The following is a 12442-nucleotide window of genomic DNA, read 5'->3' as shown; positions in this document are numbered from 1 at the left end:
CTTACCGCTACCGCCGGCAGAACCCGATTGGCTTATAGTGCGGAGTGCCCATTCGACGAGGAGATCCGCAATGAAACTGCAGGCCAACGGTCCGTTTGAAGTGAAGCTGAATCCGGAATCCCTGAGTAGCGTTGCAGAAAACACCGGGCTCGGCCGCATGTCGCTCGACAAGCAATTTCACGGCGACCTGGAAGCCGTCAGCCAAGGCGAGATGCTCGCGTTTCGAACCGCCGTTCAGGGCTCCGCGGGTTATGTCGCGATGGAAACCGTGCAAGGCACGCTGGGTGGCCGCCAAGGCAGCTTTGTCCTGCAGCACAGCTCCACCATGACCCGCGGGCAGCCGAAGCAATCGATCACCGTCGTACCCGATTCCGGAACGGGGGAATTGCAGGGGCTCTCCGGCTCGATGATCATCACCATCGACAACGGCCAGCACTCTTATACCTTCGACTACGAGTTGCCTGAATCGCCGCAGTAAATCAACTCGCAATGGCGCCGCCAGACGGTAACGCGTCCCAGCCTCTCGCGCGCAATACCGAAAGCGACAGCTTCGTTCGTCAGCGCGTCACGAAAGCATTCGACATCGACAAACCGGCTGCGGTCGCGGACATCAGTCCGTCACGCGACAACCTCGTCACGCAGCCGGAACTGCGCGACCGCTGCGCTCAGCCGTGAGCCCTGCTCATCGAGCGACAGCGCGGCGGCTGCCGCCTCCTCGACCAGCGCAGCATTGCGTTGCATCGTCTGTTCCATCTGGATGACCGCGGCATTCACCTGCTCGATGCCCGACGACTGTTCCTCGAACGCGTTGCTGGTTTCACTCATGATCGCGTTGACGCGCTCGACCGCGGCAACGAGTTCGCCCATCGCCGAGCCGGCCAGCGTGACGAGGCCGCTGCCGTCCTCGACGCGCCGCGCGGAATGGCCGATCAGGTCCTTGATCTCCTTCGCCGCCGATGCACTGCGCTGCGCGAGCCCGCGAACTTCGGTCGCGACCACCGCGAAACCGCGCCCCTGCTCGCCGGCACGCGCGGCTTCGACGGCAGCGTTCAGCGCGAGGATGTTCGTCTGGAATGCGATGCTCTCGATCACGCCGACGATGCCGGAAATCCGCGCGGAGCTACTGGAAATCTCGGACATCGTCTCGACGACGCGCTGCATTGCGTCGCCGCCGCGCGACGCAATGCCGGCCGCACCCTCGACGTACTTGCGTGCATCGCGCGCGTTGTCCGCATTCTGGCGCACGGCTGCCGTCAGCTGCTCGACGCTCGCCGCCGCCTGCTGCAGCGACACGGCCTGCTGCTCGGTGCGCGCGGACAGGTCGACGTTGCCGCTCGCGATCGTGCGCACGTCGCCGACGATCGTCTCGGTGCTCGCGCGTACCTGGCTCACGGTGTCGACGAGGCCGTCCTGCATCCGTTTCAGCGCATTCAGCAGATAGGCCATCTCGTTCGCGCCGGGAACGACGACCGTTCCGGTCAGGTCGCCTTTCGAGATTTTTTCGAATTGATCGACCGCGAGATTGATCGGTTCGGTGATCGCCTTCGCGAGCACGCGCTGCGCAAAGAAGCCGACGACGAGCGCAAGCACGGCGACCGCCGCCATCCCCCACACGATCCGGTGGAAATGAACGCCGGCCGCATCGTAGCGGGCCTTTTCGCGTGCGACCTGGAACGACTCGAGCGCGTCGATCGCGTCCTGGTACGCGGCGAACAGTGCCGGTGGCGCGGTGCGCTGCGTATCGAGGAAGTTGAACGCGTCGTCGCCGTCGAGCTGCGACAGTGCCTTCAGGAACACCCGGTCGAGCAATGCGCGACGGCGGGTCTGCAGCGCGTCGAACAGCGCCTGCTCGTCGGCGTCGCGCGCGTGCAGGCGCGTGTACGCGTCCAGTTCGTCGTTGCTTTGCTTGAGGAGCGTGTGCAGTTGCGCGATTTCCGTCTTGCCCGACTGGCCGGCGCTGATGATCTGCGCGACGTCGCTCATCCGTTCGCGCAGTACGAGCATCCGCTCCGAGCTGGTCTTCAGGTGCAGCAGCGACGCGGTGTCGTCGCGGTACATCGCCTCGAGCGAACCATTGCTCACGTAGAGGCCGGCGATGCACGCGCCGACCACCAGCACGAGCAGCACGGTATAGCCGGCAATGGTCGCGACGAGTCCGCCACGGATGGTGAATTGTGTTCGCATGACGTTCCCTTGCGCTGACCACGCGCGGCCAACGGCGGATGTGGATTCCGGATCACGAAAGACGAGCGCTGCGTCGCAACATGCGCAACATGCGGCACGTGGGCTACGAACGGGTTAACGACGCGGTCGGCGGGAAGGTTTTATCTGCACGCGACGCGAATCTTGACGATTGCGACAGATGGGGGGCCGGAAGATGCGTGCAGCCGGTGCATTCGCTGTCGGGCGAGGCCGTGCTGGCGGAGCCCGGTGGGTGGAATTCGGGCCGCTGCGGACGGAAAGCGAAAGCCTCGGGTTGCGCTTGCGCCGCAACGATCGGCTATCCGTCGTTGGCCGGCGTTGAACGGATCTCGTCAACCGGGAAGGCGCGCCGGTGCGTGGCAATCTGCCATGTGTTTCCCCATGGATCCCTCACCATCGCGCGCCTGTCGCCGTAGGGCATGTCGGCTGGAACTTCGAGCGAGAGCGCATTCGCTGCAATCGCTCGCCGATAAGTCAAATCGGCATCCTCGACATAGACGTACAAAAATGCCGGCATCGGATCGCGCAGGCCGTCTCCGCCGCTGATCATCACGACGGAATCGCCGATCCGGATCTCGGCAGGCAGCCCGGCGCGGAATTCGCCATTCGCGTGAAACACCGTCCTGATGAATGCGATCAGGTTTTCCGGATCCCGGACCACGATTCGGGGCGTGACGGTATGCCATCCATCGGGCTGAAAGTTGGTCATGTCGCGCGGCCTCCGAGGAGATTTCGGGGGTATTGTCCTCCTGGCGCCGGAGGTTGGCAAAAGGGAGGTAGCAGGCGATTGTGTTTGTCGGCAGCCGGCCATGAACTGCCGATCGAGCATTGAAGTAGATCACGAGTATCATCACCGATCATCACGTTTGAACGTTGTGCACGTGGGCCTTGGTAGCCCCAAGGTTTTGAAAGAGTATCATTCTCAGAGTGATCTCAAGTTCGTCTACAAACCAGTCAACATGGCAAAAATTCGTGATTTTCTTCGACGCCTGCTTCAAAGCAAGCCAATCACGGCGACACCAAGTACCGTAGAAGTCGGTGATCCGGAACTAACCGATGCCGATATCCTGCGCGAATACTTTTCCCCGTCACGCGGAACTGTCGACCATCTGGCCGAGTTGATCCAGTTAATCACGACCCCGCTGAATGAAGCGTTACGCGACAGACTGGTATCGAAGGTTCGGGATGCAGAGCCTGGAGAAAACGCGACGGACATCCTTGTCTGGGCGCTTACGAGAGATACAGTTGAGCCAGAGGTCAACGACGAAGGACGCTGGACGCTCTGCATCGAAGTCGATTGGCGTGCGTCCGATGAGATCGAATGGCAGGCAAACGAGATCCTCTCCACTTTGAAGATGGAGCAACGTTGGGAATGGGGAAACGTTGGGCTATGTCCGGTTGGGCTCCTGGCGTTCAACGCTTGGCTCGTGCCGCGCGGTTATACGTTAATGCATGTGGACACCGGGAATGACGCATATTTTGCATTTGTTGTCCTGCAATCGGAAGCCGCTAAGGTGCTGAGCTTGGCGCAAGCGTCAGGGGTCGATGTCGAAAGCAGTGAGGCGTTTGCCACCAATTTTTCGGAGTCTGGGGAGCCCATTCTCAGGTCGCAGAAGGTAAACGGCGTCCTTGGCCAGGGACGATAGCGGCGGTTGGCCGTTATAGGTCGTTCAAGCCCGCGACCGGTTTACAGGCACTGCCCACCTGCACCCCATGCCAGCTATGGCGCACAGCCACTCAGGGCCACATCACCTCACCCACAAAACCGCCCGCCCGGTGAAACAGTTACAAGTTAACCATTGACGCTGACACCACCCGGCGGTTAGTGTACGGCCCTGAAGTTCAAGAAGTTCGATTGCTGTTCATCAATTGATCGCCCCTCAGCGGTATTCGTTGTCCTCTCCCTCCTTGATGCTTCTCCCGCTCTTGAACAGAGCAAATTCTCTTATTTTTTCTCAAGGATTCTTCATGGATACCGGTATCGTCAAGTGGTTCAACGACAGCAAAGGCTTTGGCTTCATCACTCCGGACAAGGGCGGCGACGACCTGTTCGCACACTTCTCCGAAATTCGGGCCGACGGCTTCAAGACGCTGGCTGAGAATCAGAAAGTGAGCTTCGAAACGAAGCAAGGCCCGAAGGGTCTGCAAGCGGCCAACATCAAGCCGCTGTAAAGTTTGAAGGACCCGGCCTCCCGAAACGGACGCCGGGTTGCAGCGACATCCTCGCGGAGCGTTGTCTCCCAAAGTTGGCGCGATCGCTTATAGCTGCATCTGTTCATTCAGCAGCTTGCCAAGCGCCACACGCCTCGTTGCACTTCATTCTCCCCTCTGGCTGCAAGGCCCTTTTTTCGCATTCCGACTGCTTCAGATTCAGCTCGCAATGGCTTTGAATCGGCGCATCCGTGCACATTTGGCACGGCACGCGCGCATTCGCACATCATTAAAATTAAAATGCACACCAAACGAATTCAGCAATACAACGGCTATGCCGTCCAGCCCTCGGCGCATCGTTTGCCCGACGGTAGTTTTTCATCCAACCTGCTGCTCGAACGCACCGACAGCTCGCGCGCCGAAGGCCGCTACCAGTTCTATTCGCTCGACTACTTCGCGAGTGAAGCGCAGGCGCTGCAGCATTCGTCACGCTGGGCACGCAACTGGGTCGACACGCGCGGTTAAAGGCAACGCCCCGGTACCGGACGCCCAACGCGTTTGAGGCACCAAGGCGCGCACAACCAGGCGCGCCCGAACATCGCGCGCGATCGATTCGCTACCTTGCGATTCGATCTGCGCACTCGGTTCGAACTCCCGACCTTCTCTTTCGACGTCGCCGGCAACGATTCTGCTGCGCACGTGCCCCGGAAAATCGACCTAAAGAACACGCTCCAGCGCGTCGGCGAACCTGGCAACGGCACCGTCGACGTCATGCAGTTTTTCCAGGCCGAACAAGCCGATGCGGAAGGTCTTGAAATCTTCAGGCTCGTCGCATTGCAGCGGAACGCCGGCCGCGATCTGCAAACCGACATCGGCGAATTTCTTGCCGGATCGAATGCCGTCGTCGTCCGTGTAGCAGACCACGACGCCCGGTGCCTGAAAACCTTCAGCCGCCACGCTCCTGAAACCTTGGTCGGCCAGCAGCGCGCGAACGCGCTCGCCGAGCTCGAGCTGCTCCGCTCTCACCTTGTCGAAACCGTATGCGTCGGTTTCCTTTATCACGTCGCGCAGCGTCGCGAGACTGTCCGTCGGCATCGTCGCGTGATACGCGAACCCGCCGTTCTCGTACGCTTCCATGATCTGCAGCCATTTGCGAAGATCGCACGCGAAGCTGGTGCTGGTGGTCGCATCGATTCTTTCGCGCGCGAGCGGGCTGAGCATGACCAGTGCGCAGCAGGGTGACGCGCTCCAGCCCTTTTGCGGCGCGCTGATCAGCACATCGACGCCGCTGGCCTGCATGTCGACCCAGACCGTACCGGAAGCGATGCAATCCAGTACGAACATGCCGCCGACCGCATGCACGGCGTCGGCCACCGCGCGCAAATACGCATCGGGCAGCATCATCCCGGATGCGGTTTCGACATGCGGTGCAAAGACCAGGTCCGGCTTGTGTTCCCGGATCGCGGCGACCACTTCGTCGATCGGCGCCGGCGCATAGGCGGCCTGCCTTCCCGGTTCGACCGGGCGCGCCTTCAACACCGTCGTTTCCGACGGAATGCTGCCCATGTCGAAAATCTGCGACCAGCGGAAACTGAACCAGCCATTGCGGATGACCAGGCACTTCTTGTTCGTCGCGAACTGCCGGGCGACGGCTTCCATGCCGAACGTCCCGCTGCCCGGGACGACGACGACCGACTTCGCGTTGTAGACCTTTTTCAGCGAAGCGGAAATGTCGCGCATGACGCCCTGAAAGAGCTGCGACATATGATTGATCGATCGATCGGTGTAGACCACGGAGTATTCGAGGAGCCCGTCGCGGTCGACATCGGGAAGTAAGCCTGGCATGGTCGTCTCCGGTAAAAGATGAACAATGGCATCAGCGCGAGCCGTATCCGTGACGGGGTACCGCTGCACCGATGCAAATTCGCTTTTTTCTTGATGAAAGCCGATTCTAACGAAGGCCGCCCGCAACTTGGCGCATATTTTGCCCGCTCTCCGGCACACGCTTGAAGTTGCGCGGCCGCCGGCCAGAGCGAAGCGCCGGCGGCAAACCGGTCGTGCGGTCACGACGCGAGACTACGCGCCGACGGCCCCCGTCTCGTCATAAGACACGATACTCAACCCTTCCGTCGCATCCGGTGCGACGAAGTACCGTGTGATCTGCTCGAACTCGGCCTCCGACACCTGGAACGGATGCTCCCCTCGCGCATTGCGCACGCGCAGACGCGCCTTGCAAACCGCATCGCCGACATCGAGGTAATGCAGTCGATGGTCGCAGCCGGCGGCCTGCGAAACGGCGTGCCCCCATGCGCGCGCAGCGACGGTATTGAACGGAAGATCGAGAACCACCGAGACGCCGGCCTGCAGCACAGCGCGGACGTGATCGGCAATCACATCCTTGATACGCTGCGCGCAGCGGACATAGTCGTCGATCGACAGAATCTCGCCCGGATAGAGGCGAGCCAGCCAGTCGTCTTCGCTGATCGACAGGGTCCGCTCGGCGCTCGCGAGCGTCGCGGTCAGCGTCGATTTTCCGGATGCGATCTTGCCGCATACCATGTGGAGCAATACCGCGTCGTTCGATGCTGTCGCGTGACGCGTCGTTTCAGTCTGCATTTCCAGGCGCTCCATCGATTGCCCAGAAAGCAAAAACCCGCCTTCCGGGCGGGTTGTGATCACATGCATTCAGTCGATGGCTACCCCGCCGGCAAAAGTGCGGCGCCAATAATCGAACGGGTATGCGATCGGTTCATGCGCACCAGCATAGCCAACCGCCCGATCGCGAGCAAGCAGGTTTGAAGACAAGGCCACGCGACAACGTCATTCTTCCAACGCGTCCACACGTCACGCAGCCCCGCCACCGTCCTTCGGAAACACCCCTTTGCTCATCGCATCCAGTTGCCGGACGATCTCCGAACGCAACTCGGCCGACACGTCGACACTGTCGAGCAATTCCGAAATCCACAGTCCGTCGGCCGCGAGCCGGCAGATCATCAGCGTCGCCGCCCGCTCCAGCGGCACGGGATCGGGCCGCGTCCATTCCCGCATCGGCACCGACCAGCGCGCGCGCGTTTCCTGCTCGGTAATCATCGACGCGACCAGCACGCGCAGCACATCGGTACTCGCCGCCGGATTGGCCGCATCGAGCACCGCATGCAGATACGCCCGCGCCGCCGCGCCGTCGCCGCTGCCATCGGCAGCCACCCGCGCGGCCATCTGCGCGGCGAACCGCTCGGTCGCCTGCCCGAACAGCGCATCCAGCAACCCCTGCTTGTTCGCGAAGTGATACTGCAGCGCGCCTTTCGTCACGCCGGCACGCTCGGCCACCGCGTCGAGCGTCAACGCGGCCACGCCGTGATGCGTCGCAATCTCGGATGCGGCCGCCAGCAACTGCGCGCGCACCTGATCCGGCGCCTTTTTCCGCCGCACGCCGGCAGCGGCGGCAGCCAGCGGCGCCGATGTTCCTTCGGACGCCCGTGCAGCGGCCGTTCCGGCCGTTTCGACAGGCACGGACACGTCGTGCGGCGCGGGTTCAATGCGTTTTTTCATGGTGCGGATGTTAGCACCCGAGGGTCTCGATATAAACATTCCGGCTGGATGGTATGATCCGCCGCATGAACACACCCACCCCATCCCCCTGGTCCGCGCTCGACACCGCCATCGCCCGTGGACGCGACGCGCTCGTGCGTCTTCAGCAGCCCGACGGCAGCTGGTGTTTCGAACTCGAATCCGATGCGACGATCACCGCGGAATACATCCTGATGATGCATTTCATGGACAAGATCGACGACGTCCGCCAGGAGAAGATGGCGCGCTACCTGCGCGCGAACCAGCGGCTCGACACGCATGGCGGATGGGCGCTGTACGTCGACGGCGCGCCGGACGTGTCGTGCAGCGTGAAGGCGTATTTCGCGCTGAAGGCGGCCGGCGACAGCGAACACGCGCCGCACATGGTCCGCGCGCGCGACGCGATCCTGAAGCTCGGCGGCGCGGCGTGCTCGAACGTGTTCACGCGCATCCTGCTCGCGACGTTCGGCCAGGTGCCGTGGCGTGCGGCACCGTTCATGCCGATCGAATTCGTGCTGTTCCCGAAGTGGGTGCCGATCTCGATGTACAAGGTCGCGTACTGGGCGCGCACGACGATGGTGCCGCTGCTCGTGCTGTGCTCGCTGAAGGCGCGCGCCCGCAATCCGCGCGACGTGTCGATCCGCGAGCTGTTCGTCACGCCGCCGGACCAGGAACGCCACTACTTCCCGCCTGCGCGCGGCATGCGCAAGCTGTTCCTCGCGGTCGACCGCACGGTCCGCCATATCGAGCCGCTGATGCCGAAGCGCCTGCGCCAGCGCGCGATCCGTCATGCAGAGGCATGGTGCGCGGAACGCATGAACGGCGAGGACGGGCTCGGCGGCATCTTCCCGCCGATCGTGTACAGCTACCAGATGATGGAAGTACTCGGCTACCCGGACGATCATCCGCTGCGGCGCGATTGCGAAAACGCGCTTGAAAAGCTGCTGGTCACGCGGCCCGACGGCAGCGTGTATTGCCAGCCGTGCCTGTCGCCGGTGTGGGACACCGCATGGAGCGCGATGGCGCTCGAGCAGGCGCGCGGCGTGGCGGTGCCGGAAGCCGGCGAGCCGGCCGGCGCGCTGCGCGAACTCGACGCACGCATCGCGCGCGCGTACGACTGGCTGGCCGAGCGCCAGGTGAACGACCTGCGCGGCGACTGGATCGAGAACGCACCGGCCGATACCGAACCCGGCGGATGGGCATTCCAGTACGCGAACCCGTACTACCCCGACATCGACGACAGCGCGCTCGTCACCGCGATGCTCGACCGCCGCGGCCGCACGCATCGCAACGCGGACGGCACGAACCCGTATGCGCCGCGCGTCGCGCGCGCACTCGACTGGATGCGCGGGCTGCAGTCGCGCAACGGCGGCTTCGCGGCGTTCGACGCCGACTGCGACCGCATGTACCTGAACGCGATCCCGTTCGCCGATCACGGCGCGCTGCTCGATCCGCCGACCGAAGACGTGTCGGGCCGCGTGCTGCTGTGCTTCGGCGTGACGAAGCGCATCGACGACCGCGCGTCGCTCGCGCGCTGCATCGACTACGTGAAGCGCACGCAGCAACCCGACGGCAGCTGGTGGGGCCGCTGGGGCACGAACTACCTGTACGGCACATGGAGCGTGCTGGCCGGCCTCGCGCTCGCCGGCGAGGACAAGTCGCAGCCGTACATCGCCCGCGCGCTCGACTGGCTGCGCGCACGGCAGCATGCGGACGGCGGCTGGGGCGAAACGAACGACAGCTATATCGACCCGACGCTCGCCGGCACGAATTCCGGCGAGAGCACGTCGAACTGCACCGCGTGGGCGCTGCTCGCGCAGATGGCGTTCGGCGATGGCGAATCCGATTCGGTGAAGCGCGGCATCGCGTATCTGCAGTCGGTGCAGCAGGACGACGGCTTCTGGTGGCACCGCTCGCACAATGCGCCGGGCTTTCCGCGCATTTTCTACCTGAAGTATCACGGCTATACCGCGTACTTCCCGCTGTGGGCGCTTGCGCGGTATCGGCGGCTGGCGGGCGCTGCGTCGTCGGCGGGCACGACCGCGCGCGGTACGGCAGCAGTGGAAGCCACCGACACGGCAGTCGCCTGAGCGACGACGCGCTAGCCGCGATGCGCATGCTCGCAGCAGCCGCACGATCACCGACGATCCGTCGATGCGCAACCGAAAGCGGCAACACGATGAGCGCGACCTGCCCGCCGACGCGCTCGACAGGATGACGCTCGCGAAGCCGCGCTCGTACGAGATCGCGCGACTCGAGAACCGGCAACTGACCGGGCCGGTTCCGCGATCTGCGAAGATATCGGAATCGGAACCGATTGCCGCCATGGAATCGCATGGGCGCGCCGCCGGCGCGCCCCACTCCACCCAACTCGACGAAGCATGCCCATCATGATCGACGTTTCATCCATCACCGACGCGCTCGCCCCGAGCGGCGAGCCGACGCAATACCGCGTGTCGACCGAGAAGCTGATTTCCGGCGACCCGCTGCAAACGCTCACGCCCGGCTTCGCAAGCCCGTGCGGCCGTTTCTCGACCGGCATCTGGGAAAGCACGCCCGGTTGCTGGCATGTCGCGTACACCGAAGCGGAATACTGCGAGATCCTGGAAGGCACGTCCGTGATCACCGACCTGGAAGGGAACAGGAAGACCCTTCGTGCCGGCCATCGTTTCGTGATTCCGCCGGGTTTTCGCGGCACGTGGGAAGTCGTCGAACGCACGCGCAAGATCTTCGTCGCGTACGACGAGCAACCGCCCGCATAAGCGGCGGCGCTTCGTCCGCCGCCGGAAGCGTTACCGGCCGCCGCCGAGCGACTCGAGTATCCGGTATGCGGTCTTCACGCGGTCCTCGATCGGGACACTGCGGTTCGCGAGCATCACGATCGCGATCCGCTTCGCGGGAACGAACGCGACATACGTGCTGAAGCCGTTGGTCGAGCCCGTCTTGTTGATCCACGTGTCCGCGCTCGGCGCGAGCGGCGGCTTGATCGCGCTGGCCGGCGTCGCATCGAACAGCATCTTCGGCGCGTTGCCTTCGAGCAGCGTCGGCAGTGAGACCGGATACGGATACTGCTCCCAGATCAGGTCCTGCGTCATCGGCCCTGCACGGAAATAGCCGGTGTGCGTGCGCTCGATCGCGCGCTGCAGCCGCGGCGCCGTGTCGACCAGCCCCATGTTCGCCTGCACGAAACGCAGCAGGTCGGCCGCCGTGGTCCGGACGCCGTACGCCGGCTGCCACAGCATGCCGCCCGTCATCCGGATCGGCTTGCCGTCCTGCGTATAGCCCTGCGCATAATCGGCCGTGCGCGCGTCGGGCACGTTGATATACGTGTGCGTCATCCCGAGCGCGGGAAAGAGCCGCTGCTCCATCAGCACCGAGAAATCGCGGTTCATCGCCTTCGCGGTGAGCCACCCGAGCATCCCGATCGCGACGTTCGAATACGTGCGGCGCGTGCCCGGCGCATATGCGGGCTGCCACGCATCGAGATAGCGGATCAGGCCCGCGTCGTCGCGGATGCTGTCCGGCACCTGCAGCGGCATGCCGCCGGGCGTGTGCGTGCCGAGTTCGAGCAGCGTCACGCCGCCGAACGGCTTGCCCTGCAGCGCGGGCAGGTACTTGGCCGCAGGATCCGCCAGCGACAGCTCGCCGCCCTCCTGCGCGTCGGACGCGAGCGTCGCGGTCAGCGTCTTGCTGACAGAGCCGATTTCGAACAGCGTGTCGCCGGTGACGGGCTTGCCGGTTTGCGTCGACATCACGCCGTAGTCGAACACGTAGGGCTTGCCGTCGGCGACGATGCCGATCGCCATGCCGGGAATGGCGAACTGCTTCATCAGCGGCGCGACGTGGCGGGTCACGGTGTCGTGGATATCGTCCTGCGTGACGGTGGCCGCGCGGCCGGCCGTGGCGGTGGCGCACGCGGCGACGAACAGGGTCGCGGCGAAGCGTGTCGCGTTGAATCGCATGGTTGCGGTTCCTTTGATAGCGGATGGTTGCATGGACAACAGATCCGGCCGCGCCGCGCGAAGATCGTGGCAGCCGGCCGGTCGAAGCAGGACTATCCACTACCGGCCCGCCGCCAACAATCGACGATATGTTGCGCGAGCCGAAAGAAAAACTTATGAGATACGCGAAGCGCCGGATTGCACCGCGGCAATCCCGAGTCGCTTGACGGTTTACCGGAAAAACCTGGCGGTTTTAACAGCATCCAGTCCGGCAGCCGAATATCGCCGCATCGGAAATCGATGAAAAACAGATAAGTCTTGTCAGATTGGCAAGCACCGGCAAACTGCGCGATTGATTCGCCCGCACAGATCGCAGTAGACTCGCGAAAGCAAAAAATAAAAGTCCTGAGAGAAATCATGAATCGCCATTCCTCGATCGCCCGCTCCCGCGTCATTGGTCGCCGCATGGTCGCGTGAATTTCACGCGCCGACCGACCTGCAGCGGGCACCCGCGACACCGCCGCGTATCGCTCGCGCGCAAGTTCGCCCGCATGCCCTCCAGCCCGCAAGCCGAAACCTTC

Annotated in this window: 14 protein-coding genes; 7 read left to right on the top strand and 7 right to left on the bottom strand. The window is 63.5% G+C overall.

Translation table 11 applies throughout. From position 1 onward, the window contains the following. The first annotated feature begins 70 nt into the window (after positions 1-70). Positions 71-478 carry a DUF3224 domain-containing protein gene (locus tag LXM88_RS01425; RefSeq protein WP_262531372.1) on the top strand — a complete coding sequence of 136 codons (408 nt, stop codon included), beginning with the start codon at positions 71-73 and terminating at the stop codon, positions 476-478. A gap of 140 nt (positions 479-618) precedes the next feature. Here the strand turns inward: LXM88_RS01425 and LXM88_RS01420 are convergent, their stop codons facing one another. Beyond that, the gene (locus LXM88_RS01420) at positions 619-2184 is read right to left on the bottom strand and encodes a methyl-accepting chemotaxis protein (RefSeq protein ID WP_262531371.1); all 1566 of its coding nucleotides are present in this window, start codon (positions 2182-2184) and stop codon (positions 619-621) included. Positions 2185-2500: 316 nt separating this feature from the next. Further along, positions 2501-2911, bottom strand: a complete 411-nt coding sequence (locus LXM88_RS01415) for a VOC family protein (protein WP_262531369.1) — start codon at positions 2909-2911, stop codon at positions 2501-2503. A gap of 166 nt (positions 2912-3077) precedes the next feature. Between LXM88_RS01415 and LXM88_RS01410 the strand changes: the two genes are divergently transcribed. The 3 genes from LXM88_RS01410 (at position 3078) to LXM88_RS01400 (ending at position 4878) form a co-directional block, all read left to right on the top strand. Continuing rightward, positions 3078-3848 carry a DUF6630 family protein gene (locus LXM88_RS01410; protein ID WP_441301335.1) on the top strand — a complete coding sequence of 257 codons (771 nt, stop codon included), beginning with the start codon at positions 3078-3080 and terminating at the stop codon, positions 3846-3848. 322 nt (positions 3849-4170) lie between these two features. Then, positions 4171-4374 (top strand): cold-shock protein, encoded by a 204-nt coding sequence (locus LXM88_RS01405; RefSeq protein WP_011549079.1) that lies wholly within the window; start codon positions 4171-4173, stop codon positions 4372-4374. Between the two features lie 279 nt (positions 4375-4653). After that, the gene (locus LXM88_RS01400; protein ID WP_262531364.1) at positions 4654-4878 is read left to right on the top strand and encodes a hypothetical protein; all 225 of its coding nucleotides are present in this window, start codon (positions 4654-4656) and stop codon (positions 4876-4878) included. Between the two features lie 192 nt (positions 4879-5070). Here LXM88_RS01400 and LXM88_RS01395 read toward each other — a convergent pair whose 3' ends face one another. The 3 genes from LXM88_RS01395 to LXM88_RS01385 all read right to left on the bottom strand — a co-directional run bounded on the left by LXM88_RS01395 (position 5071) and on the right by LXM88_RS01385 (position 7902). Then, on the bottom strand, positions 5071-6198 hold the full coding sequence (locus LXM88_RS01395) for an aminotransferase class V-fold PLP-dependent enzyme (protein ID WP_262531616.1): 1128 nt from the start codon (positions 6196-6198) through the stop codon (positions 5071-5073). Between the two features lie 231 nt (positions 6199-6429). After that, a complete protein-coding gene (locus LXM88_RS01390; protein WP_262531363.1) occupies positions 6430-6969 on the bottom strand; it encodes an AAA family ATPase in 540 nt (179 codons plus the stop codon). 228 nt (positions 6970-7197) lie between these two features. Next, positions 7198-7902: a TetR/AcrR family transcriptional regulator gene (locus tag LXM88_RS01385; RefSeq protein WP_262531615.1), complete on the bottom strand. Its 705-nt coding sequence runs from the start codon at positions 7900-7902 to the stop codon at positions 7198-7200. A 53-nt stretch (positions 7903-7955) separates the two neighbouring features. Between LXM88_RS01385 and shc the strand changes: the two genes are divergently transcribed. The 3 genes from shc to LXM88_RS01370 all read left to right on the top strand — a co-directional run bounded on the left by shc (position 7956) and on the right by LXM88_RS01370 (position 10682). After that, positions 7956-10010, top strand: coding sequence for a squalene--hopene cyclase (gene shc / locus LXM88_RS01380; protein WP_262531362.1), 2055 nt, complete (start codon positions 7956-7958; stop codon positions 10008-10010). A gap of 64 nt (positions 10011-10074) precedes the next feature. Next, positions 10075-10314: a hypothetical protein gene (locus LXM88_RS01375; RefSeq protein ID WP_262531361.1), complete on the top strand. Its 240-nt coding sequence runs from the start codon at positions 10075-10077 to the stop codon at positions 10312-10314. After that, positions 10311-10682 (top strand): cupin domain-containing protein, encoded by a 372-nt coding sequence (locus LXM88_RS01370; RefSeq protein ID WP_262531360.1) that lies wholly within the window; start codon positions 10311-10313, stop codon positions 10680-10682. The genes LXM88_RS01375 and LXM88_RS01370 overlap by 4 nt, the downstream gene beginning before the upstream one ends. Before the next feature lie 30 nt (positions 10683-10712). On the opposite strand, the gene ampC is transcribed toward LXM88_RS01370, so the two are convergent. Further along, a complete protein-coding gene (ampC, locus tag LXM88_RS01365; protein ID WP_262531359.1) occupies positions 10713-11882 on the bottom strand; it encodes a class C beta-lactamase in 1170 nt (389 codons plus the stop codon). Between the two features lie 92 nt (positions 11883-11974). Beyond that, positions 11975-12280, bottom strand: coding sequence for a hypothetical protein (locus tag LXM88_RS01360; RefSeq protein WP_262531358.1), 306 nt, complete (start codon positions 12278-12280; stop codon positions 11975-11977). Between the last annotated feature and the right edge of the window lie 162 nt (positions 12281-12442).

Source organism: Burkholderia sp. S-53 (assembly GCF_025560745.1).
Taxonomy (GTDB): Bacteria; Pseudomonadota; Gammaproteobacteria; order Burkholderiales; family Burkholderiaceae; genus Burkholderia; species Burkholderia pyrrocinia.
The sequence above is the reverse complement of the archived record's forward strand: the minus strand, read 5'-3'. Positions and strand labels throughout refer to the sequence as shown.